General features: G+C 59.9%; 16 protein-coding genes. 13 read left to right on the forward strand and 3 right to left on the reverse strand.

Going from position 1 to position 26,711, the window contains the following annotated elements; all coding sequences use genetic code 11:
* Nucleotides 1-233: 233 nt before the first annotated feature.
* From ACA048_RS19565 to ACA048_RS19600, 8 genes are all read left to right on the forward strand, one after another.
* A complete protein-coding gene (locus ACA048_RS19565; RefSeq protein WP_497625874.1) occupies nucleotides 234-1,295 on the forward strand; it encodes a phosphotransferase family protein in 1,062 nt (353 codons plus the stop codon).
* 294 nt (nucleotides 1,296-1,589) lie between these two features.
* A complete protein-coding gene (locus ACA048_RS19570) occupies nucleotides 1,590-3,617 on the forward strand; it encodes a capsule polysaccharide biogenesis protein (protein ID WP_497625875.1) in 2,028 nt (675 codons plus the stop codon).
* A gap of 32 nt (nucleotides 3,618-3,649) precedes the next feature.
* Nucleotides 3,650-4,876, forward strand: coding sequence for a capsule polysaccharide biogenesis protein (locus ACA048_RS19575; RefSeq protein ID WP_497625876.1), 1,227 nt, complete (start codon nucleotides 3,650-3,652; stop codon nucleotides 4,874-4,876).
* Complete coding sequence (locus ACA048_RS19580; RefSeq protein ID WP_497625877.1) at nucleotides 4,873-5,649, forward strand: SDR family NAD(P)-dependent oxidoreductase; 777 nt, start codon at nucleotides 4,873-4,875, stop codon at nucleotides 5,647-5,649. Before ACA048_RS19575 ends, ACA048_RS19580 begins: the two co-directional genes overlap by 4 nt.
* Nucleotides 5,642-7,195: an LTA synthase family protein gene (locus ACA048_RS19585; protein ID WP_497625879.1), complete on the forward strand. Its 1,554-nt coding sequence runs from the start codon at nucleotides 5,642-5,644 to the stop codon at nucleotides 7,193-7,195. Before ACA048_RS19580 ends, ACA048_RS19585 begins: the two co-directional genes overlap by 8 nt.
* Nucleotides 7,192-7,797, forward strand: a complete 606-nt coding sequence (locus tag ACA048_RS19590) for a GNAT family N-acetyltransferase (RefSeq protein WP_497625880.1) — start codon at nucleotides 7,192-7,194, stop codon at nucleotides 7,795-7,797. The genes ACA048_RS19585 and ACA048_RS19590 overlap by 4 nt, the downstream gene beginning before the upstream one ends.
* An 11-nt stretch (nucleotides 7,798-7,808) precedes the next feature.
* Nucleotides 7,809-9,260 (forward strand): capsular polysaccharide export protein, LipB/KpsS family, encoded by a 1,452-nt coding sequence (locus ACA048_RS19595; RefSeq protein WP_497625881.1) that lies wholly within the window; start codon nucleotides 7,809-7,811, stop codon nucleotides 9,258-9,260.
* Nucleotides 9,261-10,882: 1,622 nt separating this feature from the next.
* On the forward strand, nucleotides 10,883-11,341 hold the full coding sequence (locus ACA048_RS19600) for an REP-associated tyrosine transposase (RefSeq protein WP_497625882.1): 459 nt from the start codon (nucleotides 10,883-10,885) through the stop codon (nucleotides 11,339-11,341).
* Between the two features lie 51 nt (nucleotides 11,342-11,392).
* Here ACA048_RS19600 and ACA048_RS19605 read toward each other — a convergent pair whose 3' ends face one another.
* Both ACA048_RS19605 and ACA048_RS19610 read right to left on the reverse strand, forming a co-directional pair.
* Nucleotides 11,393-12,742, reverse strand: a complete 1,350-nt coding sequence (locus tag ACA048_RS19605) for an aminotransferase class I/II-fold pyridoxal phosphate-dependent enzyme (RefSeq protein ID WP_497625884.1) — start codon at nucleotides 12,740-12,742, stop codon at nucleotides 11,393-11,395.
* Nucleotides 12,743-12,750: 8 nt separating this feature from the next.
* Nucleotides 12,751-20,313, reverse strand: a complete 7,563-nt coding sequence (locus ACA048_RS19610; protein WP_497625885.1) for an SDR family NAD(P)-dependent oxidoreductase — start codon at nucleotides 20,311-20,313, stop codon at nucleotides 12,751-12,753.
* Nucleotides 20,314-20,634: 321 nt separating this feature from the next.
* On the opposite strand from ACA048_RS19610, the gene ACA048_RS19615 reads away from it, so the two are divergent.
* Nucleotides 20,635-22,200 (forward strand): methyl-accepting chemotaxis protein, encoded by a 1,566-nt coding sequence (locus ACA048_RS19615; RefSeq protein WP_497625886.1) that lies wholly within the window; start codon nucleotides 20,635-20,637, stop codon nucleotides 22,198-22,200.
* Nucleotides 22,201-22,403: 203 nt separating this feature from the next.
* Here the strand turns inward: ACA048_RS19615 and ACA048_RS19620 are convergent, their stop codons facing one another.
* Complete coding sequence (locus ACA048_RS19620) at nucleotides 22,404-23,081, reverse strand: alpha/beta family hydrolase (RefSeq protein WP_497625887.1); 678 nt, start codon at nucleotides 23,079-23,081, stop codon at nucleotides 22,404-22,406.
* A 111-nt stretch (nucleotides 23,082-23,192) separates the two neighbouring features.
* Between ACA048_RS19620 and ccoN the strand changes: the two genes are divergently transcribed.
* The 4 genes from ccoN to ccoP are packed head-to-tail and all read left to right on the forward strand — an operon-like array spanning nucleotide 23,193 to nucleotide 26,405.
* Nucleotides 23,193-24,617 (forward strand): cytochrome-c oxidase, cbb3-type subunit I, encoded by a 1,425-nt coding sequence (gene ccoN / locus ACA048_RS19625; protein WP_497625888.1) that lies wholly within the window; start codon nucleotides 23,193-23,195, stop codon nucleotides 24,615-24,617.
* A gap of 10 nt (nucleotides 24,618-24,627) precedes the next feature.
* Nucleotides 24,628-25,236, forward strand: a complete 609-nt coding sequence (ccoO, locus tag ACA048_RS19630) for a cytochrome-c oxidase, cbb3-type subunit II (RefSeq protein WP_027921705.1) — start codon at nucleotides 24,628-24,630, stop codon at nucleotides 25,234-25,236.
* A gap of 3 nt (nucleotides 25,237-25,239) precedes the next feature.
* Nucleotides 25,240-25,455 (forward strand): cbb3-type cytochrome oxidase subunit 3, encoded by a 216-nt coding sequence (locus ACA048_RS19635; protein ID WP_497625889.1) that lies wholly within the window; start codon nucleotides 25,240-25,242, stop codon nucleotides 25,453-25,455.
* A complete protein-coding gene (ccoP, locus tag ACA048_RS19640) occupies nucleotides 25,452-26,405 on the forward strand; it encodes a cytochrome-c oxidase, cbb3-type subunit III (protein WP_497625891.1) in 954 nt (317 codons plus the stop codon). Before ACA048_RS19635 ends, ccoP begins: the two co-directional genes overlap by 4 nt.
* Nucleotides 26,406-26,711: the final 306 nt, after the last annotated feature.

Raw genomic sequence — 26,711 nt, forward strand, 5'->3', positions numbered from 1 at the left:
TATGTTAACGGTTGAGTGGCCAGCATGGAACGTTGATGTGTGAGCTTTCCGATTAACGCAAAGCAATGATCCTGATTTCTGTGCCGCCACATCCATGACCATGGCAATCAGCAGGCAGAGTCCGTAATATCGCGCCTCGTTTGATCGGTCCTTACGCTTTTGGGCACAGCCTGCTCTGGGTACGGCTTACCTTATCCGATCAAGATTCAAGCGGTTGTTGACAGTTGGAGCCCATGAATACCGAATCAAAGAACCAAGAAATATTGGGTCGCAACAATGTCTTCTGGTGGAGCCAGGCCAGCCTGAAAAAACGCTTGAGGCATGTACTCGGTCACGCGCTGGATGATTACAGCATTACCACCTCGGACATGGACTCCAACGCCTCGTTCGTCAACTATGTACATCATCACCGCCTGACTCATCGACAGACTGGCGTCACGCTGGATGTAGTCGAAAAATCGATTCGCAAATTACTCGGCATCTCTAGCCTGGAATCGCGCTTCCATCGCGAGGGCAACGTGCTGGCTAACAGTAACCACTTCCAACACCCGCAATGCCTGGGAGTTATCGAAACACCTTGGGAAAGCCTGATCTACACTCGCTTTGTCCGGGGGAAAGCACCACGCATGGGCAAAATTGCGACGCAAATTGGCCAAGGCATCGCAGAAATTGAGCATCTCACCAATCTGCACCTGGAACCTGAGAACTGGCAACAACGCTATCGGTTTTGGGAAATGGATTTTTTTCGTCCGTGGTATTTGTTGCGTTGGCGCTTCAATTTTGTGCGTTACCTGCCCTCCCTCAGCGAGCTGCCCACCGACGATGCGCGCTTTCAAGGCCTCAAAGAGCGGCTATTAAGTTTGCAACCAGCGCTGAACCTCGCAAAAAACCGTGCCAACAATAGCCCCCGCTGCTTTTGCCACATGGATTACCTGGCCAAGAATTTCTTTTCTTCGCACGGTAGATTCCAGATGATCGACTGGAGTGAGGTGAAAGTCGGCCGGATCGGGTTTGATGGGGGCGCGTACCTGAGTGCCATTTTCCGACAGGAAGACATGGCACGCTTCACAAGAATCCGCATGTATTTCCTGCGCTCCTATATAGCAGCGCTGGACGAGCGCTTCGATGCGCAGATCGCCTTACACAATATGGATTACTTTTTCCTGCAAAACTCTCTCTGGCACTTCTTGCGCCCCAAGACGATTGCCGACTATCAGCAACGGGGCAAACTGGATCTGCTGCACGAGAAATATGAGTACTTGCTGGAAAAAGGGACCCTCGCCGGCGACGCATGACGTGAAATCGTTATCGCTGGCGAGCTAGCTGTTAATAACAAAGCAAAGCAATTGTCAATCTCGCCGACACCCAGGAAGAAAGCCGCTCATCGGACTATTTACACGGTTACAGGCGTCGAAAATATGCGCTCACACAAGATGTGAAAAAACCGTACTGTTTGTCATATTTTTGTGAATCGCAACGTGCCATTTGTATTATCATCCGCTGCAAATTCTACTAAGCATCATCGTCAGGTTCGCATTGATTTGCGCCTGACGGACTAGTGCGCCCGTTATGGATATCCGCTGTCTTTTATGGACAATGTCGCTTCAAACCGCCGGACTTTGCTGATTCTGTCCAAAGGCGCGCAACAGATCCCCACACTCCCTGCCCTGCTGCCTGAGTATCGGCTGCTGTGTGGCGCGGTGCGCGACATTGCCCAGGCCGATGAGGTTCTCGCGTGGGGCCGCAAACCCAGTGCGATGCGTGCCCAAGAGGCCGCTGAAACTGCCGGTTTGCCGCTGCTCACCGTCGAAGACGGCTTTCTGCGCTCGGTGGGCCTGGGCGCCGAAGACCCGCCGCTGTCGTTGATCGTCGACCCGCTGGGCATCTACTACGACGCCACCGCTCCTTCTCGCCTGGAACAACTGGTTCCCGTGCCGCTCACAGAAGCACAGATACTGCGCGCCCGCGCCTTGCAAGCAAGCTGGTGTGAAGAGCGCGTGTCCAAATACAACGGCGCCCGCATCGAAGCCTGCACATTGCCGCAGCCGTGCGTGCTGGTGGCGGATCAGACCCGCGGTGATGCCTCACTGCAAGGCGCCACCGTTGCCGATTTCGAGCGCATGCTCGAAGCCGCGCTTGCCCGACACCCGCAAAGCACGGTGGTGGTCAAGGTTCACCCGGACGTGGTGGCCGGTCGCAAGCAAGGTCACTTTGACTTGGCGGCGCTGCGCAAGCACCCACGGGTTCACCTGATCAGCCATAACGTTCACCCGGCCGAACTGCTGCCCGCCGTGCAGGCTGCGTACGTGATGACTTCGCAACTGGGTTTCGATGCCTTGCTGTGGGGGGTGCAGGTGTACACCTTTGGCATGCCGTTCTATGCCGGCTGGGGTCTGACCGATGATGCCCTGCCCGCTCCCGAGCGACGCCAACCCGTCAGCCTTGAACAATTGCTGCATGCCGCGCTGGTGGAATACCCGCGCTACGTCGACCCGGAAACGGGCGCGCCCTGCCAACCCGAGACCGTGCTGGCCTGGCTCGGCCTGCAACGGCGGATGCGCAGTCGGCTGCCGCAAGATTTGCAAATGGTCGGTTTCAGCAAGTGGAAGCAACCGCTGGTGTTGGACTTTTTCAATGGTTCATCGATTCGGTTCCTCGGTCGCTTTTCCCGTCGTCGCATTGCGCCGGTCATCACTTGGGGTTGCCAGCACGATGCGCCGTTGACCCAAAAAGTCGGTAGCCACCTCGGCCGAGTCGAAGACGGCTTCCTGCGCTCCGTCGGCCTGGGCGCGAAGAAAACCCGTCCATTGTCCTGGGTGTTCGATGACCTGGGCATTTACTACGACGCCACCCGTCCTTCGCGCCTGGAACATCTCTTGCAGCACGAACCGTGCAGTCCGGGTTTATTGCAACGGGCAGCGGCCCTGCGCGAAGCGATCTGCGCTGCCGGAGTGACCAAATACAACCTGCCCGGCACCACGTGGAAACGTCCCGCCGGTGTCGAGCGGGTGATTCTGGTAGCGGGTCAGGTCGAGTCCGACGCCTCGATTCGCTACGGCGCGCACCGTATCCGACGCAACATTGATTTGCTCAAGGCGGTGCGCGAGCACCATCCGCTGGCATGGCTGTTGTACAAGCCACACCCGGAAGTGCTGGCCGGCACACGCGAAGCAGGCATTGATGAAGAGCGCACCAGTGATTGGTGCAATCAGGTGGTGGGCGATGTGCCGTTCCATGAGCTGTTGACTGAAGTGGATGAAGTGCATGTGCTGACCTCGCAATCGGGTTTCGAAGCCTTGTTGCGCGGCGTGCCCGTGACCACCTACGGCCAGCCGTTTTATGCCGGCTGGGGTTTGACCCGGGACAAGGGCCTGAGCCCGGACGTCCAGGCGCGCCGCACCCGGCGCCTGAGCCTGGACGAACTGGTGGCCGCGACCCTGATCCGCTACCCGACCTATGTCAGTCGCATTACTAAAAAATTCACGACTCCCGAACGTACGTTAGTCGAGATTCAAAATTGGGATGAAGTACCTACACATGGAAAACGTCCAACATGGCGAGAGATGATCCAGCGTTTGCTCCTCACCGCTTTGAGACCACGCCCAAAAAACTCGTAGTTCCTGTCGAGCGCTCCCCACGCCCGGTATCGGTGAAACCGCGCAACTCGTTCCTGTTCCTGCAGGGCGTCAGTTCGCCGTTTTTTGCGCGCCTGGTACAGGCTCTGCGGTCCGAGGGACAGTTGGTCAAGTCGGTCAACTTCAACATGGGCGACACCCTGTACGGCAGCGGCGCGCGCGTATTTTATTCGGCGCGCCCCGAGCAGCTGATGGATTTCTACAGCCAATGCTTCAGGGCGGACCACATTACCGACGTGGTGCTGTTTGGCGACTGCCGTCCGGTGCATCAGCCGGCGGTGGAGCTGGCCAGGTCGCTGGGCATTCGCGTGCACGTGTTCGAAGAAGGTTACTTCCGCCCCTACTGGATCACCCTTGAGCGCAACGGTGTGAACAATCACTCGCTGCTGCCGCGTGATCCGGACTGGTATCGGGAAGTGGGCAAGTACATCCCCCGCTATCACAACGGCAATTCGTTCCGCCTGTCCTTTGCCTCAAGGGCCCTGCACGATGTGATGTACCACGTCGGTGGCGCACTGAACAAAGTGGTGTTTCCCCACTACAAAACCCACGCGCCGTACAACGCGGCGGTGGAGTATGCGGGCTACATTCGCCAGGGCCTTCGCCTGGTCAGTGCCAAGGGCCGCGATTCCGAGGTGATCAGTCAAGTGGCGCACAATCGCTATCGCACGTTCCTGTTGCCTCTGCAGCTGGACAGCGACGCGCAGATCCGTGATCACTCGCCGTTCAAACACATGAAGGATGTGCTGAAGCATGTATTGGGTTCCTTCGCCCGCCATGCCGGCAGTGACGCGCGCCTGGTGGTCAAGAACCATCCGTTGACCCCGGGCATCATCAACTACCACCGAATCACCCGGCGCATTGCCCACAAATACGGCATTGCCGATCGGGTGGACTTCCTCGAAAGCGGTCACATGCCGACATTGCTGTCGCATGTCGCGGGCGTGGTCACCGTCAACAGCACCGTGGGCGGTTCGTCGCTGATGCACAGCGTGCCAACCATCGCCCTCAGCGACCCGATCTACAACCTCAAGGGACTCACCCACCAGGGCAGCCTCGACGATTTCTGGCACACTCCGGAACCGCCTGACCCTACGCTGTTCCAGCGTTTTCGCAGCACGGTGATTCACACCACTCAGGTCAATGGCGGCTTCTATACGCGCTGCGGTATCGACATGGCCGTGAACAACTCGCTGGAAGTACTGATGGCCAAAACCTCGCGGATTGAACGCTACTTATGACGCTGCAAAAAAACCCTCGCTGCATCCTGATCACCGGTGCCACAGGTGGCATCGGCGGCGCACTGGCGCCCGCCTATGCAGCGCCCGGCGTGACATTGATTTTGCAAGGCCGGCGCACCGAGCGCCTGGAAGAAATGGCCGAGCAGTGTCGCACTGCCGGCGCCCGGGTCATCCTCCACGCCCTGGACGTGCAGGACCTGGAGGCCGTGCGTGAATGGATCAGCCGGATCAGCGAAACCGAGCAGCCGGACCTGATCATTGTCGGAGCCGGGCTCAACACCGCGAGCGGCCCGAATGCCGAGGATGAAGATTGGGCGTTGTCTCAGGCGGTGATCGAAGTCAACGTCATGGCCGCCATTGCCACCGTACAAGCGGCGTTGCCGGCGATGCGCGCACGCAAGCACGGGCAGATCGCGCTGTTCAGCTCCCTCGCCGGCTGGCGCGGGCTGCCGGCCACGCCGAGCTACAGCGCCAGTAAAGCGGCAATAAAGGCATACGGCGAATCCATGCGCGACCTGGTGGCCGCTGACGGCGTGCGGATCAATGTGATCATGCCCGGTTATGTTGAATCGAAAATGTGCTTTGAAATGCCGGGACCGAAACCGCTGCTGTGGAACCCGGACAAAGCCGCGCAGCGGATTCGCCGGGGCCTGGCAGCCAATCAGGCGCGAATCAGTTTCCCCTTCCCTTTGAACCTCGGATGCTGGGCCCTGGGCGTGATTCCCCCACGGATGTCTTCTGTAATTTTGCGATGGCTGGACTACGGTGCCTGACTTTTTTCACAGCGCTTTCACCTGGGTCATCCTGGGTGGATTTTTGCTCTCCTGCGCCATCGAAGCGCTGCTGGTTCCCAGGCCCGCCTTGCGCCGACCGCTGCGCAGCTGGCTGCTGCATGCCGGGGCATGGTTATTCTCGGTTGCCCTGCTTTATGGCCTGACCGGACGCCCGTATTTCAGTGCTGTGAATGTGCTGGCCATCTGGACGCTGATCGTGCTGGTGAGCAATTCGAAGTATCACTCGTTGCGCGAACCCTTTGTGTGCGCGGACTTTGAGTATTTCAGCGACGCCGTGCGTTTCCCGCGTCTGTACCTGCCCTTCTTCGGCATCGGCAAAACCATTGTGCTGGCGTTGGCCTTTGTCGCCTACCTGGCCTGCGGATTGTATTTCGAGGCCGCCGCCAGTGATGCGTTGGCAACCGCGGCCATGGCACTGGTCTGTGCCGTGGTGGTACTGACCATCGGCGCATTGAAACCACTTCAACCGAGCTACGATGCCAGCCTGGATTTACGCCGCTGGGGATTGGCCGCCAGTTTGTGGACTTACTTTTGCGCAGCCCGGCGCAAGGTGCCCATCGACACACTGGACTCGCCTTTTGCGATCAGTGCGCAATCGATTCGTAACCCTTCTGGCGAGGCCCTGCCTGACCTGGTCTCGGTGCAAAGCGAATCGTTTTTCGATGTTCGCAAATTGTGGCCCGGCATCCGCGAGCAGGTACTGAGCCAATACGATGTGCTGCGCAACGAAGCCAGGGCCCATGGGCGCCTGAAAGTCGCGGCCTGGGGTGCGAATACCGTACGCACCGAGTTCGCCTTCCTGACCGGGATTGCCGGCGACAGGCTGGGCGTTCATCGCTTCAATCCTTATCGCCACCTGGCCCGCCAGGGGTTGCCAAGCATCGCCGCCGAAATGAAGCGCCGGGGTTATCGCACCGTGTGCGTTCACCCTTACGCGGGTAGCTTTTATGGCCGTGACCGCGTTCTGCCGGCACTGGGTTTCGATGAGTTCATCGATGTGCGCAGCTTCAATGACGGGCAAAAGGCCGGACCTTTTATTGGCGATTGTGCCGTGGCAGACAAGATCATCGAACTGCTCGACGACAGCGCGCGCACCCAGCCCTTGTATATCCACGCCGTAACAATGGAGAACCATGGACCGCTGCAGCTGGAGCAGGTTGAAGCGGCCGAGTTGCCAAACTGGTTCGATCGTCCGCTGCCCGACGGCCTGCGAGACTTGGCGCCTTATCTGCGTCACCTGAGCAATGCTGATCGGATGCTCGGCAAGTTGCGCGAATACCTGCTGGCCAGCCCGACATCTACCGGGCTGTGTTTCTTCGGCGACCATGTGCCTATTCTCCCGGATGTGTATACCGCCTTGGGCGCACCCGATGGCGATACTGATTACTTCATCTGGTCCAATCAGGCTCTGTCTTCCAACGCGCCCCGGCCAATAGGCGTGGAACAGTTGGCCAAGGCCTTCGTCGACCATCTGAACAGCCGCCAGCAATCCGTCGGGAAAGCGAGCCCGGACTGCAACCCATGACTGACATCGCCCCCTTGCAGATTGCCCTCGGTTCCAGCTTGCCGGAACCTGATGAGTCAATCGCGCAGATGATCACTTCGGGCCGCAATTCGCTGGCCTTCTTTCTCGGCGATGAAGCTTGCCGCTATCGGCTGCTGGCCGATTCAATCAACTGGGACCGGATCCTGATCGCCCGCCGCGATTGCACCACCGTTGGCTATGCCGCCTTCAAACATCATCGACGCGGGCCATTTTCACCCGGTCTCAGGCCTTTTTTGCGCGAATTTGGCCGGTGTCAGGGCGTATTGCGCTACCTGCTGTTTGCGATTACCGAAGGTCGCGAGTGGTACTACGGCTTTTATCTCTATGGCCTGCATGTGATCAAGCATGCACGTCATCAGGGCATTGCCAGTTCACTGCTGGCCGCGACCTTTGATCAGGCCCGGCAAGCCGGCTATGACCGGGTAGAGCTGGAGGTTCAGGTGAAAAATGTGAGGGCCCAGCGGCTCTATGCGCATATGGGATTCACCCGGATCCGGACCACTCCGGTGAATTGGCTTGGCCGCCTGCTGCCCTTCCCCGCCGTGATCAACATGCGTCGCTCGATGACATCCCAGCCATGAGCGGTAACGAAATGAGTCGATCAGTTCCCCTTGAGTCATTGGTGGAAGGCCCCGGCTGGGTGGGCATCATGTCGCAGTGGGTGATGTGGAAAGTCCATCACTTGGGTGAGTTTCTCGACCCCGAAGGACCACCCTACTGGTTGTGGAGTCGCGGCCAACAACGGCCCGAAGGTTTGAAGGCGATTTCGGGGATCGGCTACAAAAGCTCGTCCGACCATGCCCGGGTATTGTGCAAACGCTGGGGCATTCCTTATGTGGCGCTGGAGGACGGCTTTCTGCGCTCCTCTTCGCTGGGGGTGGAAGGCGATACGCCGATGTCGATGGTGGTTGATCCCATCGGCATCCACTACCTGTCCGATCGTCCGTCACTGCTGGAAAACATTCTACAAACCCCGCACACCTTGACGGCTGCGGAGTTGGCAACCGCCCAAGCGTTGATTGCCCTGATGCGCAGCAGCGGGATAGGCAAATACAACAACGCCCCGGATTTGAGCGATGACGACGCCCTTGGCCGCGACAAACCGCTCATCCTGGTGGTGGACCAGACCTACGGTGACTTTTCCATTCCTGGCGGCGGACTTTGCGAAGCGGACTTTATCCGCATGCTCGATGCGGCGCTGGCGGAAAACCCCGATGCGGACGTGCGGGTGCGGATTCACCCTGACTGCATCAACGGCCACAAGAAAAGCTGCCTGCTCGACGCCGCCCTTGCACGGGGCGTAGCGCTGGAGAACCGCCACGTATCCTGGGCCTCACTGGCGGGCCGGGCCCGACGCGTGTATGTCGGCACCAGCCAGGCCGGACTGGAAGCGTTGATTCAGGGTGTACCGGTGACTTGTTTCGGGCTGCCGTTCTACGCCGGCTGGGGGCTGACCGATGATCGCTTACCGATCCCGCGACGCCAGGCCCGGCCCACGCTGGAGCAACTGGTGGCCGCCGCCTACATTCGCTACTGCCGCTATGTGGACCCATTGACCGATCAGCGCTGCGACGTGATGACCGTGGCCCGGCAACTGGCCCGGCAAAAACAACACGACAGCCAGTTCGCCGGCGCATTGACCGTGCTTGGCGTGCCTCGGCGCCGGCAACCGGCAATCCGCCGCTTGCTCGACAGCCGTTGGGGCCGCGTGAAATTCACCCAAAATAGCGCCGACCTGATGACGGCCGTGGCGCGCGAAGACGGCAAGGTGTTGGTGTGGAGCCCCCATGAACCCAGCGATCTGTCATCACGTGCCGCAGCACGGGGCGTACCGCTGTGGCGAATCCGCCCGGATAACGCAACAGCCAGCTTGATCCTCGAGCGTTACGATGGCGATGTACAACAACTGGTGCAAGTCCGTGGCATGCCCTGTAGCCAACAGCAGGCGCTGGAACACCGCGCGCAAAACACTCCAGGCCTGATCGAAAACTGCCCGCGTTATCGGCAAATTCGCCGCTACCTCAAAGGCATGTTCCCGCTATAACCCCTGTAGGAGCCGGCTTGCCGGCGAAGGCGTCCCCATTGGCGCCGCACGTCGCAAGACCGCCTTCGCTGGCAAGCCAGCTCCTACAAAATCACCGTGCAGGCCATCATTTTTCGGACGCCACCAACCCCGTGCACATCCTCATTTTGTGGACGACACAAGCCCCGTGCACACCCTCATTTTGTGGATGACACAAAACCCGTAGGAGCCGGCTTGCCGGCGAAGGCGTCCCCATTGGCGCCGCACGTCGCAAGACCGCCTTCGCTGGCAAGCCAGCTCCTACAAAATCACCGTGCAGGCCATCATTTTTCGGACGCCACCAACCCCGTGCACATCCTCATTTTGTGGACGACACAAGCCCCGTGCACACCCTCATTTTGTGGATGACACAAAACCCGTAGGAGCCGGCTTGCCGGCGAAGGCGTCCCCATTGGCGCCGCACGTCGCAAGACCGCCTTCGCTGGCAAGCCAGCTCCTACAAAATCACCGTGCAGGCCATCATTTTTCGGACGCCACCAACCCCGTGCACATCCTCATTTTGTGGACGACACAAGCCCCGTGCACGCCCTCATTTTGTGGATGACACAAAACCCGTAGGAGCCGGCTTGCCGGCGAAGGCGTCCCCATTGGCGCCGCACGTCGCAAGACCGCCTTCGCTGGCAAGCCAGCTCCTACAAAATCACCGTGCAGGCCATCATTTTTCGGACGCCACCAACCCCGTGCACATCCTCATTTTGTGGACGACACAAGCCCCGTGCACGCCCTCATTTTGTGGATGACACAAAACCCGTAGGAGCTGGCTTGCCGGCGAAGGCGTCCCCATTGGCGCCGCACGTCGCAAGGCCGCCTTCGCTGGCAAGCCAGCTCCTACAAAATCACCGCGCATGCCAACATTTTTCGGACGCCACCAACCCCGTGCACATCCTCATTTTGTGGACGACACAAGCCCCGTGCACACCCTCATTTTGTGGATGACACAAAACCCGTGGGAGCCGGCTTGCCGGCGAAGGCGTCCCCATTGGCGCCGCACGTCGCAAGACCGCCTTCGCTGGCAAGCCAGCTCCTACAAAATCACCGTGCAGGCCATCATTTTTCGGACGCCACCAACCCCGTGCACATCCTCATTTTGTGGACGACACAAGCCCCGTGCACACCCTCATTTTGTGGATGACACAAAACCCGTGGGAGCCGGCTTGCCGGCGAAGGCGTCCCCATTGGCGCCGCACGTCGCAAGACCGCCTTCGCTGGCAAGCCAGCTCCTACAAAATCACCGCGCATGCCAACATTTTTCGGACGCCACCAACCCCGTGCACATCCTCATTTTGTGGACGACACAAGCCCCGTGCACGCCCTCATTTTGTGGATGACACAAAACCCGTAGGAGCTGGCTTGCCGGCGAAGGCGTCCCCATTGGCGCCGCACGTCGCAAGGCCGCCTTCGCTGGCAAGCCAGCTCCTACAAAAAACGTGTACTCACCCTGATTTTGTGGACCACACCAACCCCGTAGGAGCCGGCTTGCCGGCGAAGGCGGTGGCCTGTACACATCCGGTTCCAAACTTTTACGACGTTCCATCAGCTACGCCCTAGCCTTACCCTTTCAACCTATACAGGAGGGCAAAGGATTGCCTACTCGTTCCCACGCCAACCATCTGCGCACCGGTCGCCATTCCCAGGCCGGACAAATCTACCTGCTCACTGCCGTGACCCACCTGCGTGAACCTGTGTTCAGCGACTGGCGAGCGGGACGTTTGGTGGTGGATCAGTTTCGTCTGGCCATGAAAGAAGGACGGGCAGATTCCCTTGCCTGGGTGGTAATGCCCGACCATTTTCACTGGCTGGTCGAACTCCAGAACAGCACGCTGCCGGAGTTGATGCTTGCAACCAAATCTCGCAGCGCGAGAGAGATCAATGCCTACCTGGGTCGCTCAGGCCGATTTTGGCAAAAAGGCTTCCATGATCGCGCCATCCGCCACGAAGAAAATCTGTTGACGGTGGCCCGTTACATCATCGCCAACCCATTGCGCGCCGACCTGGTCAGGCGCGTTCATGATTATCCGCTGTGGGATGCTATATGGCTGTAGAGGTTGACTCGCCGGCGAAGGCACGCCGCATCGATCTTCTGGCTGCTCGTCTTAGAGCTTTCGCAGTTCCTGCGCAACGATGGCGACGGTTTCGGCTATTTGCTCCGAGGTGTGCAGGCATGACACGAAAAAGCGCACGCGCGCCGACTTCTCGGGCACCGCCGGATGCAAGATGGGTTGGGCATTGATTCCACGACGGGACAACGCGCTGGACAATTGGGTCGCCTTGAGCGAACTGCCGGTGATGACCGGAACTACCGCCAGACCGGTGCTGGTGCCGGTGTCCAGGCCTGCTTCCCTGGCAAGTTCGAGGAATTGCCTGCCACGCGCCTGCAAGGTGGCGACGCGCTCGCCATCTTCTGGCAGGCAACGCAGCGCCGCTAATGCTGCCGCCGCCACCGATGGCGGCATGCCGACACTGTAGAGAAAGCCCGGGGCCAGGAATTTGAGATGTTCCACCAGCGCCGACTCACCGGCGATGTAACCACCGCAACTGGCCAGGCTTTTACTCAAGGTGCCCATCCAGATATCCACGTCACTGCCGGCCAGGCCGAAATGCTCACGGATGCCTTTGCCGGTCTGCCCCATGACGCCCAGCGAATGAGCTTCATCGACCATCAGCAATACCTGATGCTTGTTCCTGAGTTCGACGAAACGAGGCAAATCCGGGAAATCACCATCCATGCTGTAGATGCCTTCAAGCACCACCAACACCCGCTCGAAATGCTGGCGCTGATCGCTCAGCACACGATCGACCGCTTCCCAATCGTTATGGGCAAAACTCAGGCGCCGGGCACCGGACAACTGAATGCCCTGCAGCACGCTGTTATGAATCAGCTCATCATGCAGAATCAGGTCCCGCGGACCGAACAAGTAGCCAATGGTCGTCACGTTCGTCGCATGACCACTGACGAAGGTAATGGCGTCGTCCACTTCATAGAGGCGAGCCAGTTCCTGCTCCAGCTCGCGATGAATCGGACGATCGCCCGACACCGGACGACTGGCCGATACCGACGTTCCATATTGATCAATGGCGGCCTTGGCGGCCTCGGCGACAACCGGGTGTCCTGAGTAGCCCAGGTAGTTATAGCTCGCGAAGTTCACGTAACGGTTACCGTCCATGACGGTTTCGGCTCCCGCCAACCCTTCGTGCAACTTGAAGAACGGATTGGCCAGGCCAAAACGCGCGGCGCCGTCGAGCATGATCCGTAACTGCTGATAGCCGGGGAACTGGTCAAATCGGCAGAATTGCCCGAACCCCTCGCGCTGAGCGCTTTTGAGACCCTCCAGCGATGGGCTTGGTACGCCATCGCCGGTCTTGCGCAGACGCCGTTCCAGAGCCTGTTGGATCAGCTTGTCTTTCATCGAAGCGGCAAGCTTGGGCGAGGTTTTATGGGTCATGGTCCGGATCAATTAATCAAGCGTGAAAGTTTGGAATCCTGAGCGTCGAGACCCGCGCTCAACTGCGCGACTTCGTCACGGGAAATGTCGACGCCATGACGTGAAAACGTTTCGCTCGCCAGAGGCTGCAGTTTATTGTCGGCATCCGGTTGCGCATCGCCTTGCTGATTACCGCGCAGGAGTTCAAGGATTCGAACGGTGATCTTGCCGATGTTCGACGCTTCACTCAGCTCCATGACCGGCAGACGAACACCAAAGCGCTCCTCGACCGCCACCACCAGTTCGACACTCATCAACGAGTCCAGACCCAATTCTTGAAGCGGTCGGGTGGCGTCCAGTTTACTGGTGGGTAAACGAAGGATTTCGCTGATTTCCTGCTTGAGCATTTCACTGAACAGCTCGATCAGCTCAGGGTCATCCATTTCGGCCAATAGCCGCTGAATATCGTCGGCATCGCTTTCTTCGTCCTGCTCACCACCGTGCAACCTGGCCAGTTCATTGAACTTGGGCGAGCCGGCTGCCGGCAGGAAGCGCGACAGCGCCTTCCAGTCCAGCTCCAGCACGCCTAGCCCCGAACGACGCTGCAACAGCAAACGCTCCAGGGTCTGCAGCGCCGCTTGCGATTGCAAGGCTGCACCGCCCATGCGACTTTGCAGAGCGTCCTTGATGTCCTGATTGCGAGCTAGGAAGCCCGCGTCATCGATGGCCCCCCAGAGCACGCTAGTGGCCGGCAACCCCAGCGCCAGGCGATGGCGCGCCAGTGCTTCGAGCCAATGGTTGGCGGCAACGTAGTTGGCCTGCCCCGGATTACCGAACAGGGTGGTTGCCGAGGAGAACAGCACGAAAAAGTCCAGTGGCAAACGGGCCGTCAACTCATGCAGGTACTGCGCACCCTTGGCCTTGGGCTCCAGGACGCGCTGCAGTTGTTCGCGGGTCAAATTGCGGATCAAACCGTCATCGAACACCGTTGCCGCATGCACCACGCCACGCAATGGCTGACCGCTGGCGTCAATGCGCGCCATGACAGACGCCAGTTGCGCGCGGTCGGTGATGTCACAGGCCAGCGCCTGGACCTCGATACCTTGCTCGCGCCACAGCGCCAACAAGGGTTGCGCCTCCTCCGTCGCGGCGCCACGACGACCTAGCAGGACCAGATGACGAGCGCCTTTTTCCACCAGCCATTGCGCGCTGCGCAGGCCAAAACCGCTGAGGCCGCCGGTAATCAGGTAGCTGGCGTTCGCGGCCAGGGTCAACTCCGCTGCTGGCGCGACCGACGTCGCGACAACGCCCTGGATCGGCGTGCGATACGTCACGACAATCTTGCCGATCTGACGTGCCTGCTGCATGTAGCGGAACGCTTCGACCACTTCATTGGCATCGAAGGCGCGGTAGGGCAACGGGCTCAGAACGCCCTCGCCGAACAGCTCCATCATTTCGCCGAACAGCCGACGGGTCAGCTGCGGACGCTCGCTCATCAGTTGGTCGGCGTCGATACCGAAGTAGCTGATGTTATTGCGGAAAGGTCGCAGACCGATTTTGGTGTTCTGGTAGAAGTCGCGCTTGCCCAGTTCGAGGAACCGGCCAAACGGCTTGAGTACCCGAAGATTGCGATTGATCGCCTCGCCCGCCAGCGAGTTGAGTACCACATCCACGCCGCGGCCATCGGTGATGGCCAGGATGTCTTCGGCATACGCCAACGAACGCGAGTCAAAGATATGCTCGACGCCCATCAGCCGCAGGAAATCGCGCTTTTCGTCGCTGCCCGCGGTGGCATAGATTTCGGCACCGCACCATTTGGCAATCTGGATCGCGGCAATACCCACGCCGCCCGCTGCACCGTGAATCAGGATCTTTTCTCCCGGCTCAAGGCGCGCCAAGTGATGCACCGCGTAGTACACAGTGAAGAAGGTACTCGGGATGGTCGCCGCTGCCTCGAAAGACATACCGTCAGGAATGCGTGCCACCGCATTGGCGTTGGTGACCAGACGATTGGCGAAGCTTGACGGTCCGAAGCCGACGACTCGGTCGCCCGGCTGGAAATCGCCTTCGACCAGCGCGCCTTTATCCCGCACCACGCCAGCAAACTCGAAGCCAAGCGTCGGTCCCGAGAAGCCGTTTTCGATCGCTTCATCGGACAGCAGGCCCAACGCGTACATGACATCGCGGAAGTTGAGACCCGTCGCCTGAACCTCAATATCCAGTTCGTCGTCAGCCGGCACCCGTGGCGCTCGTGCTTCCCAGCGCAAGTGGCGCAACTGCCCCGGCAAATCGAACCCGAGCTTGACCTGCGTCGGCGTATCCAGCGCGGCATTAAGCGACACCTCATCGGGCTGGATTCGCAGCCGTGCGACATAACGATCGCCCGCCGCACTGATCGCCAGTTCGGTTTCTTGATCAGCGTTGAGCAGTGCCTCAGCCAGATGCTCGACACCGGCACCCATCGCCAGATCGAGTAGACGGACACGGCAGCCGACAGCTTCGTTACTCAGGGTCCGACCGAAGCCCCACAAGGCCGCGTCGGCGATGTCCGGCACAGTCGCTTCCGGCCGGGCGCCTTGCGGCAGCAGATGAACAGCGGCGCCGGAGGTCAGCAACCAGCAATCGGCGGCGATGCCGGCCGACTCACAGGCCTGAGTGATGGCTGCAGCGAGCATGCACCGATCCGCCTGCGCATCCAGCCCTTGGGAGGCGAACAAACCAGCGAGCATCACAATGTGCTGAGGCGCCGCCGCCTCCTCAATCAACTGTTGCGCCAGCACCACTGCCGAGCCCGGTGCGAGCACTGCGGCGTCCTGGCCTTGCTCGCGCAAGACCGACGCCAGTGCCTGGGCAAATGGCCCTTCCGGCCCTTGCTCGTCGGCAACCAGCAACCAGCGATGACGCGGATACTCGGTAGCAACCGCGAGGGTCTTCATCTCATTTTTGGCGGCCACCAATAGATAACTGCCGGATGCCGAATCCGGAATAAACTCCAGCGGCCCGGATACCGTCAGGCCATGGCGCCGCAGTTCCTGCTGCCAGAAGCCCGGCGTCTGTTGCACCGATAGCGCCTGCTGCCCCTGGCGGGCCAGCCACCAGGAAGGTTCGGCGCCGAAGGTGAAGTCGGCCCAACGTGCAGGATGTTGCGCGAGCAGCAGCACTTCGCCATTGGCACACAACCTTGCGGCACCCTGTTGCAGGCCTTGACTGAGCGCTTCCAGCGGTGCCAGATCAGTGGCAACGAGGACCAGATCGAAACAGTTCGCCGGCACCCGGGGGACTTTTTCCGCATCTTCCAGGTTCAGCACCTGTAGATCCGGGAAGTCAGTCTGGAGCATCGACGACGCTTCAATGTTCTGTGCCACGTACTGATAATCGACCCGATCAAAATCCAGCCCGACACACAGATCAGCCGCCAAAGGCGCGCCCTCGAAGCCAAGCTCGAGAATACGCAAGCGCTGCCCGTCAGGCAGAGCGCTCAAGCGTTGCGCAATGTGCTCTCGCAGACCGCCCAGCAATGCGTAGTGGCCGGACGCTCCGAGCACCAGGCGGGTCAATACGGCAGGCGTGGTTTCCCTCGGCAAAAGTTGCGCAAGACTCATCTGCCCGCTGATCAGCTCCAGCAGGTGCATGCCGATGCGGCCAACCGAATGAATGATCTGGAAGTGCTCGGGATAACTGCGGAACAGTTCCTGCCAGATGTCCTGTGCACTTGAGCGTTCACCCTGGTCGGCCAATTGCCAGGCGTCGTTGCCGACCGTGACCAGGCTGCCATCCTCTATGGCTTGATCCAGCAAATGGTCAAGATAACTGCCGGATTCCCAAGTGGCGTACTGCTGCCGCGTCAGTTGACCGCCGAGTTTCTCGACGGCTTCGAGCAGGAAGCTGCCGCACAGGCCTTCAAGCAATGGGTCGATTTCATTGGCATACCGGACCAACCCGTGATCACCCGCAAGAGTGCCAAGGTGCTGCTGCAGCTTCACCTGCAGCTGTGAACCGGCCATTGGCATGGCACGCTCATTGGCGGGATAGGGTTTGGCAACCCCGACAAAGTCCGCCAGCTTGATGTCGCCACTGCGATCCTTGTGCAGTCGTACCCCACGAAAACGCGCGTCCTTGATGCAGATGACCGCATGGCCTTGGGCATCGAACAGCGTGAAATCCGCCAGCAACGAATGCTCTGAGCGTTTCACCAGGGTGACCTGGGCCAGGCAAGGCGCAAGACTGCCGGCAGCAAAGCAGATGCGCCCCAGTTTCACCGGGATAAAGGCCAGGTCTTTACGGCACCCGGCATCCTGGCTCAATAGTTGGGTGATCAATTGGAAAGCACCGTCCAGCAGCGCCGGGTGCAGATTCAGAGTGTTCAGTTCGGCCTCGATCAGCGCCGGGACCGTCAAGCGCGCCAATACCTGGTTGCCCTCGATCCAGCCAGCCTCGACCACTTGATAAGCCGGACCATAATTCAGGCCGACGGCCCGGGTCAGCGCCAGGTGCCCGGACGCATTGAAATCCGGCGCACGCGTCGGCAGGGCCGGGGCGGCGCAGGCCAGCATGCTGCCGCGTGCTTCACCCGGAAGCCTGGCAATTACATGCTGCGCCCACGGCTCAGCCTGGGCGGTGGTGCGCGACACGATGGAAACCGTTCCGTCACTGCTATCGATAGTTACGCGGACTTTTTTGCTGAAATCCGGATGCAGCAAGAGTGGGCTGTGAATTTCCAGCTCTTCGATTTCAACAAACTCGCCGGGTTGATACTGCAATGCGGCTGCCAGCGCGAGTTCGGTGAAACCCGCCCCCGGGAACAACACCGAATCGCCCACCCGGTGGTCACCGAGCGACGGGAACAGTTGCGTATCCAGACGGTTGTCCCAGGTGAACTCGTGCTCGGGCAGCGGGTAACCCAACAGCGGGTGGACGCGTTCACGGTGCAGGTTGCCGCTTGACTCGGGCGAGTCGGCAAGCCAGTGACGTTCGCGCTGCCAGGCGTAATTGGGCAGTTGCACGAAACGCCCGACCTCGGGAAACACGCATTGCAGATCGATGTCGACACCGGCGATCAGCACTTTCGCCAGCGTGCGATCGATCAAGTGTGAGGTTTGCTCACCGCGCAGCACCGTCGGGATCACGACACCGTCCAGTTCCTGACGGGTCAGTGCGTCGGCCACATAGGCGCGCAGGATCGGATGCGGCCCGACCTCCACGAAGACGTTGTAGCCCTGCTCGACGAGGGCCTCACTGGCAGACTGGAACAGCACCGGACAACGAATGTTTTTCCACCAGTATTCGGCGTCCAGATATTCGCCAGCCAACAGGTCGCCGGTCACGGTCGAATACATTGGAATACGAGCAGGCCCCGGGACGATGCTGCTCAAGGCTTCGACCACCTGATCGGCAATCACATCCATCGCCGGCGAGTGGAACGCGTAATCGAGTCCCAGGCGACGAGCAAAAACCTGACGCTCGGTCAGTGCATGCTCCAGGCGCTCCAATGCAGCCGGTAGACCGGCGACGGTTGCCCCTTTGAAACTGTTGTCGCCGGCGACCACCAGCTCGTTGTCCAGGCCAAGCGTCTGCAACAGGTTCGCGGTCTCTGCACCCGACAAGCCGACCGCCGACATATTGCCGCAGCCCTTGGTCAAGCCTTGCAGGCGACTGCGATGGTAGATCACGGCGGTGGCGTCGCTCAGCGTCAGCGCCCCGCACGCCCAGGCGGCAGCGACTTCACCCACGCTGTGGCCAATGACGGCCACCGGCACGACGCCTTTTTCGGCCAGCATGCGGGTAACCCCCACCTGCAATGCAAACAGCGCTGGCTGTGCAAATTCAGTCAGTTGATAACGGTCTTCGCCCAGCTCCCCCGCCAGTTCGGCGATCAACGAATAACCGGCCAGCGGTTGGAAAATCGCGTCCAGATCGGCAACTGCCTGATGGAACAGCGGGTCGGCCAGCAATGACTTGCCCATGCCCTGCCACTGCGATCCATTACCGGAGAAAACAAACACAGGTCCTTTGGCCTGATCCAGGGCGCGACCACTTTCCAGCACCGTCGACAACGCCGGAACACCGGGTTCCGTGGCGAAATCCAGGAGTGCCTGAGCGCTGTCCTGAGCCTGCGCACCGAACACCACAACCCGTTGCGGGTGCAGTTCGCGGCGCACCAGCGACTGATAGGCAACATCATAAAGGCTTGCCGCGTCCGGCACGGACATGAATTGCGCGAGCTGTTCACACTGGGCCGCCAGGGCGGTGCTGTCCTTGGCAGAAACCACCAGCGGCACGAAGTGTTGCGTTGGGCTCGGGGCTTGTGTTGCCTGCGGCGGGCTTTCCAGAATCACGTGGGCGTTGGCCCCGCCGAAACCGAAGGAGTTAACCCCGACCACCAGTTTTCCACTGGATTTGAGGGCCAGGGTTTCGGTGACCACACTCAGGTTGAGATCGGCGAAAGGAATATTCGGATTGAGCTTCTTGATGCCAATGGTGGCCGGCACCTTGCGTTCGATCACACAGTGCAGCGCTTTCATCAGGCCGGCGACGCCGGAGGCAGCCTCAAGGTGGCCGATGTTGCTTTTGATCGAGCCGATCAGGAGTGGCTGATCCGCCGGGCGTTGCTGACCCAGTGCCTCACCGATGGCCTGGCTCTCGATTGGATCGCCGACTGGCGTACCCGTGCCGTGAGCCTCCAGGTAATCGATATCTGCCGCATCAATGCCCGCTGTGTCGTAGGCCTGTTTCATCAGGGCAATCTGCGCATCTGCACTCGGCAGGGTCAGAGTCGATTTGCGCCCATCGGTATTGGCCGCACTGCCGGCAACGACCGCGAGGATCTGGTTGCCACACTCGATCGCTTTGTCGTAATCCTTCAGATAGAACAGCCCGGCGCCCTCGGAACGGACATAGCCGTCCGCAGACTCATCGAACACATGGCATTGCCCGGTGCGCGACAGCATTGAAGCCTTGGAAAAGATCAGGAAGCCGAAAGGATGCAGGTGCAGGCTGACCCCACCGGTAATCGCCTGTTCGATATCGCCGTTCTGAATGGCCTGGCAAGCCTGGTGAAAAGCGATCAGGGAAGAAGAGCACGCCGTGTCGATGGCCATGCTCGGACCTTGCAGGTCATAGAAAAAAGACAACCGGTTGGCCGCGATGCTGTTGGTATTACCGGTGGCGGTGGCGGCGTCGATCATCGACAGGTCATGGGCCAGACGGTAGCCGTAGTCGACACTGGCAATGCCCAGGTAAACACCGCAATTGCTACCACGCAGGCTCGACGGTTTGACGCCGGCGTTCTCGAACACTTCCCAGCCTAGCTCCAGCAACAATCGTTGCTGAGGGTCCATGACCGCCGCTTCACGAGGCGAGATATTGAAGAATCCGGCGTCGAACGTCGAAATATCGCCCAGGGATCCGGAAGCAAAGGTGTAGGACGTTGCAGGGTTTGCTTTGTCCGGGTGCAGGTATTCGTCTTTAGACCAGCGCGAAGAATCCACCTGGGTAATAAAGCTCTGCCTATCTAGCAGGTGCGGCCAAAAAGTTGCAGAAGTAGAGCCTGGAAACCGGAGAGACGTCCCTATGATTGCAACTTTTTTACGCATTGAAGCAAATCCTTTAATCCCCAGCCCTTTTCCAAGCTGAACAACAAACAAATTCTATTAATGTAAATGCTGGAAATCCGGCTGCACCTTGAGTGCTATCTACTGATCCAACCGCGAACGTAGGAATAATCCTACACAAAAGCGCGACAGATCATACGCATGCATCGCCTCAAGGGGAACCTGAAAGCCCAATTTCCGGACGGATCGACCTTCACCCACGCTGCGAAGTTGCAACACCCGAGGTCAGGTTCTGCAAAAAAATCCTCATCAAATTCGCGACGCGGCCGACAACGCTTGAAAGCCTTGCGGATTGACATAGCCATGCGTAACAACCAGCCCATTACCCAACGCGAACGAACCTTTCCGGCTCAGCAACGGTTGATTTCCACCACCGATGCCAAGGGCGTGATCACCTACTGCAACGACGCGTTCGTCGAAATCAGCGGGTTTTCTCGTGAGGAGCTGATCCGTGCACCGCACAACCTGGTCCGCCACCCCGACGTTCCTGCGGCGGTGTTCGCGCACATGTGGGGCATGCTGAAACAAGGCTTGCCATGGATGGGCATCGTCAAGAATCGCTGCAAGAGCGGTGATTACTATTGGGTGAACGCCTACGTGACACCGGTTTTCGATGGCAACCAGGTGATCGGTTACGAGTCGGTGCGGATCAAACCCACCGCCGAACAGATCCAGCGTGCCGAAGCACTCTACCAACGCATCAACCAGGGCAAGTCCGCCATTCCATCGACTGATAAATGGCTGCCGGTGCTTCAGGATTGGCTGCCGTTCATTCTGGTCAGCCAGGTGAGTTTCATGATCGGCGCCTCGCTTTCGTCGCAGTGGGGCTTTGCCCTGGCCGCAGGCCTGTCGGTGCCATTGGGCCTGATAGGCTTGAGCTGGCAACAGCGTGGACTCAAGCGTCTGCTGCGCCTGGCCGAACAGACCACGTCCGACCCGCTGATCGCGCAGATGTACACCGACAGCCGTGGCGCCCAGGCGCAACTGGAAATGTCGATCCTCAGCCAGGAAGCCCGCCTGAAAACCTGCCTGACCCGTCTGCAGGACACCGCCGAGCACCTGACCGAGCAAGCGAAGCAATCCGACGCCCTGGCGCACAACAGCTCCAGCGGCCTGGAACGTCAGCGCGTCGAAACCGAACAAGTGGCCACCGCCGTCAACCAGATGGCCGCTACCACTCAGGAAGTCGCCAGCCACGTACAGCGCACCGCCGACGCCACCCAGGAAGCCAATCGCCTGACCGGTCGCGGCCGCGACATCGCCGGGGAAACCCGCGAAGCCATTCAGCGCCTGTCGGTGGTGGTGGGTGAAACCGGCCTGACCGTGACCCAACTGGCCAAGGACAGCGACGAAATCGGCGGCGTGGTCGATGTGATCAAAGGCATCGCCGACCAGACCAACCTGCTGGCCTTGAACGCCGCCATCGAAGCGGCCCGCGCTGGAGAAATGGGCCGTGGTTTTGCGGTGGTGGCGGACGAAGTTCGCCAACTGGCGCAGCGCACCAGCGAATCCACCGGACAGATCCACGCCCTGATCGCCAAGCTGCAGCAAACGGCGAGTACGGCGGTGCAAACCATGGAAGCCGGGCATCGTCAGGCGGAAGAAGGCGTGGCGCGGGTACTGGAAGCGGATCAGGCATTGGTGGGCATCAGCGAAGCGGTGGCCAACATCACCGACATGACCACCCAGATCGCTGCGGCGACTGAAGAGCAAAGTGCGGTGGCCGAGGAAATCAGCCGCAACATCAGCAACATCTCGCACTTGGCGGATCAGACGTCAGAACAGGCTCAACACTCGGCGTTGTTGAGTGAAGAGCTGACCAAAACCGCGAATACCCAGTATTCGTTGGTGGAGCGGTTTAACCGCTGATTGTTGCTGGATAGAAAAAACCCGGACAGTGAAAGCTTCCGGGTTTTTTATTGCCAATATGAAAGCTATGTCGCCTGCCATGGCTCTTCGCGGGCAAGCCCGCTCCTACAGGGGGCTTGCTGTGAACACAAATTCGGGGGCTCCAGAGATCTAATGTAGGAGCGGGCTTGCCCGCGAAGAGGCCGGGACTGGCACTGCAATTCTCACTGAAGGAAGGAAGCAACCTTGCGCGCCGCAGCCGCCAAATGCTGCTCATGCGTAAACCCCGAAACCTTCAACGGCTTCAAGTCATGATCCCCCGCCGCCAGCCAGAACACCTCGATCCCCGGTGCCAACGTGTAAGCCTCCACCGCCTCACGGTTGCCTAGCGCATCGCGCTCACCTTGCACAATCAGCGTCCGCGTCTTCAACCTGGCCAAATGCTCAACCCGAGGCTTTTCCGGTTTGCCGACGGCATAAAACGGATACCCCAGACACACCAGCGCATCAGCGCCCAACTCATCCGCCAGCAAACTCGCCATCCGCCCGCCCATGGACTTGCCGCCGATGGCCAGAGGCCCAGTGACATGGCGTCGCACCTGGGCATACACCTCACGCCAGCACTCCAGCAGTTTCGGGGCTGGATTGGGTGGTCGTTTACCCCCATCAATGCGCCGTTGCGCCATGTACGGAAACTCGAAGCGCACCACGTTGACGCCTTGATCGGCAAGGCGTGCAGCCATGTCGTTCATCCAGCCACTGTCCATCGGCGCGCCGGCACCGTGCGCGAGGATCAGCGTCGCCGATGCCGGCGCTCCAGCTGCATTCCACAACCATCCGTGATCCCGCACGCACTGCGCCCATTGATCCCCGTCAATACTGGCCTTGTGCTGTTTGTCCATGCTTGCCTCGCTTTTAGTCTGCCTATAACTCCAGGCGAAGGGAGCGTCTGCCTTGCGCGGCTAACTCGCGAAGGCGGGCCTTCACTTCGGCTGAACCGTGGATGGGGAACCATGAACACTTCTATCAGTACCGCCTACAACTACAAGGTGGTCCGCCAATTCGCCATTATGACGGTGGTGTGGGGCATCGTCGGCATGGGGCTCGGGGTTTTTCTCGCGGCCCAGTTGGTCTGGCCCGAACTCAACTTCAATTTGCCGTGGACCAGTTTCGGGCGGTTGCGCCCGCTGCACACCAACGCCGTGATCTTCGCGTTCGGCGGTTGCGCCTTGTTTGCCAGTTCGTTCTATTCGGTGCAACGCACCTGCCAGTCCCAACTGTTTGCACCGAAAATCGCCGCGTTCTGCTTCTGGGGATGGCAGTTGGTGATCCTGTTGGCGGCCATCACCTTGCCCCTGGGTTACACCAGTTCCAAGGAATACGCCGAGCTGGAATGGCCGATCGACATCCTGATCACCATCGTCTGGGTCGCCTACGCCATCGTGTTCTTCGGCACACTGGTCAAGCGCAAGACCAAACACATCTATGTCGGTAACTGGTTCTTCGGTGCGTTCATCGTCACCGTGGCGATTCTGCACATCGTCAACAACATTGAGCTGCCGGTGAGTTTCACCAAGTCCTACTCGGTATACGCAGGTGCAACCGATGCCATGGTGCAGTGGTGGTACGGCCACAACGCCGTGGGCTTTTTCCTCACCGCCGGTTTCCTCGGGATGATGTACTACTTCGTGCCGAAACAGGCCGAGCGGCCGGTGTATTCCTATCGCCTGTCCATCGTGCACTTCTGGGCGCTGATCACCCTGTACATCTGGGCCGGTCCGCACCATTTGCACTACACCGCGCTGCCGGACTGGGCACAGTCGCTGGGCATGGTGATGTCTTTGATCCTGTTGGCACCCAGCTGGGGCGGGATGATCAACGGGATGATGACGCTCTCGGGCGCCTGGCATAAGTTGCGCAGCGACCCGATCCTGCGCTTCCTCGTGGTGTCGCTGGCGTTCTACGGCATGTCGACCTTCGAAGGGCCGATGATGGCCATCAAAACGGTCAACGCCCTCTCCCACTACACCGACTGGACCATCGGCCACGTTCACGCCGGGGCACTCGGCTGGGTGGCGATGATTTCCATCGGCGCGCTGTACCACATGATCCCGAAAGTCTTTGGCCGCGAGCAGATGTACAGCGTCGGCCTGATCAACGCGCACTTCTGGCTCGCGACCATCGGCACCGTGCTGTACATCGCGTCCATGTGGGTCAACGGCATCGCCCAGGGCCTGATGTGGCGCGCGATCAACGAAGACGGCACGCTGACTTACTCCTTCGTCGAAACCCTGGTGGCCAGCCACCCAGGCTTCATCGTGCGGCTGGTGGGCGGGGCGATCTTCCTCAGCGGCATGTTCCTGATGGCTTACAACACCTGGCGCACCGTACGGGCCTCGCAGCCTGTCGACGTCGCCGCTGCCGCGCAGATGGCTTGAGGAGTCCGCCATGAAACACGAAACAATCGAGAAAAACGTCGGCCTGTTGTTGCTGTTGATGGTGCTGGCCGTGAGCATCGGCGGTCTGACCCAGATCGTCCCGCTGTTCTTTCAGGACGTGACCAATAAACCGGTGGAAGGCATGAAGCCCTACACCGCGCTGCAACTGGAAGGTCGCGACATTTACATCCGCGAAGGTTGCGTCGGTTGCCACTCGCAAATGATTCGCCCATTCCGTGCCGAGACTGAACGCTACGGCCACTACTCGGTCGCCGGTGAAAGCGTCTGGGATCACCCGTTCCTGTGGGGTTCCAAGCGCACCGGGCCGGACCTGGCACGAGTCGGCGGTCGCTACTCGGAAGACTGGCATCGCGCGCACTTGTACAACCCGCGCAACGTGGTGCCGGAATCGAAAATGCCCGCCTATCCATGGCTGGTGGCCAATCAACTCGACAGCAGCCACACCGAAACCAAGATCCGCGCCATGCGCACCTTGGGAGTGCCTTACACCGACGATGACATCGCCGGGGCAACCGCTTCGCTCAAGGGCAAGACCGAAATGGACGCCCTGGTGGCCTACCTGCAAGTGCTCGGCACTGCCATCAAGAGCAAGAGGTGAGCCATGCCCATGTCTTTTATAGAGAGCGGAATGAGCAGTGGAATGATCCGAGGCCTGGGCACGGTCGTGGTGTTTGTGGCCTTCGTCGGCCTGACGCTGTGGGTGTTCAACAGCAAGCGCAACCCGGAATTTGCCGAAGCGCGCCTGCTGCCGTTCGCCGACGAACCGAAACCCGATGACACCACCCAAGAACCTGCAACAAGGAGTACCCGGCCATGACCACTTTCTGGAGTACGTGGATCTGCGTACTGACCATCGGCAGCCTGATCGGCCTGACCTGGCTGCTGATCGCCACCCGCAAGGGCGAAACCAAGGGCAGCGTCGACCAGACCATGGGGCACAGCTTCGACGGCATCGAGGAATACGACAACCCGTTGCCGCGGTGGTGGTTCATGTTGTTCGCCGGCACGCTGGTGTTTGCCGTGGGTTATCTGATCCTTTATCCGGGCCTGGGCAACTGGAAAGGTATTTTGCCAGGCTATGAAAACGGCTGGACCGGCGTGCATGAGTGGGAAAAGGAAATGGATAAGGCCGACTTCAAGTTCGGTCCGATCTTCGCCAAATTCGCCGCCATGCCGGTAGAAGAAGTGGCCAAGGACCCGCAAGCGCTGAAAATGGGCGGCCGCCTGTTCGCATCCAACTGCTCGGTCTGCCACGGCTCGGATGCCAAGGGCGCCTTTGGCTTCCCGAACCTGGCGGACAGCGATTGGCGCTGGGGCAGCGACGCCCAAATGATCAAAACCACGATCATGGGCGGTCGCATGGCGGCGATGCCGGCCTGGGGTGAAATCCTCGGAGAGGCCGGGGTGAAGAATGTCGCGGCGTACGTACGCCATGACCTGGCTGGCCTGCCGTTGCCTGCCGACAGCGGCGCCGACTTGCAAGCCGGACAGCAACTGTTCAGCACCACCTGCGTCGCCTGTCATGGGGCAAACGGCCAGGGCACTGAAGCCATGGGCGCGCCGAATCTGACGCACCCGGTCGGCTTTATTTACGGTACAAGCCTGGCGCAACTGCAACAGACCATTCGCCATGGCCGCCAGGGCCATATGCCGGCGCAGAACGAATTGCTCGGCAACGACAAAGTGCAATTGCTGGCGGCTTACGTGTACAGCCTGTCCCACGGTGCCGGCACCGAGCGTTTGCAGGCTGAAGGCAAAACCGAATAATCCTCGGCCGCTCTGCTGCCGCATTCTCCCGGATGCGGCAGTTCCCTGCTCCTTTGCGACCCATTGTCGCACCCTCCTCTTGCTCTTTCTTTCGGTTCACCAGATTCGGGTCTAAGCTTGCTCGGTGCGGACTGCATGAGCCGGTTCCAGGTCGTTTTTAGCTGATGTGTTCGACGATTCTGTTCGATGACAAGCTGCAAAGGCTGGTAATTACCGGCTGTCGCGCCAATTGCCGTCGGTCACTCGATCGTTGCGTTTGAACACGTCCCGTTACAACTGACCGGACCCCCTCACCATTTTCACCGC

Source organism: Pseudomonas sp. LBUM1659, assembly GCF_059716045.1.

Coding starts and splice junctions, on each gene's coding strand:
- ACA048_RS19565 (WP_497625874.1), top strand. CDS start 234: ATGAATACCGAATCAAAGAACCAAGAAATATTGGGTCGCAACAATGTC.
- ACA048_RS19570 (WP_497625875.1), top strand. CDS start 1,590: ATGGACAATGTCGCTTCAAACCGCCGGACTTTGCTGATTCTGTCCAAA.
- ACA048_RS19580 (WP_497625877.1), top strand. CDS start 4,873: ATGACGCTGCAAAAAAACCCTCGCTGCATCCTGATCACCGGTGCCACA.
- ACA048_RS19590 (WP_497625880.1), top strand. CDS start 7,192: ATGACTGACATCGCCCCCTTGCAGATTGCCCTCGGTTCCAGCTTGCCG.
- ACA048_RS19595 (WP_497625881.1), top strand. CDS start 7,809: ATGAGTCGATCAGTTCCCCTTGAGTCATTGGTGGAAGGCCCCGGCTGG.
- ACA048_RS19605 (WP_497625884.1), bottom strand. CDS start 12,742: ATGACCCATAAAACCTCGCCCAAGCTTGCCGCTTCGATGAAAGACAAG.
- ACA048_RS19610 (WP_497625885.1), bottom strand. CDS start 20,313: ATGCGTAAAAAAGTTGCAATCATAGGGACGTCTCTCCGGTTTCCAGGC.
- ACA048_RS19615 (WP_497625886.1), top strand. CDS start 20,635: ATGCGTAACAACCAGCCCATTACCCAACGCGAACGAACCTTTCCGGCT.
- ACA048_RS19620 (WP_497625887.1), bottom strand. CDS start 23,081: ATGGACAAACAGCACAAGGCCAGTATTGACGGGGATCAATGGGCGCAG.
- ccoN (WP_497625888.1), top strand. CDS start 23,193: ATGAACACTTCTATCAGTACCGCCTACAACTACAAGGTGGTCCGCCAA.
- ccoO (WP_027921705.1), top strand. CDS start 24,628: ATGAAACACGAAACAATCGAGAAAAACGTCGGCCTGTTGTTGCTGTTG.
- ACA048_RS19635 (WP_497625889.1), top strand. CDS start 25,240: ATGCCCATGTCTTTTATAGAGAGCGGAATGAGCAGTGGAATGATCCGA.
- ccoP (WP_497625891.1), top strand. CDS start 25,452: ATGACCACTTTCTGGAGTACGTGGATCTGCGTACTGACCATCGGCAGC.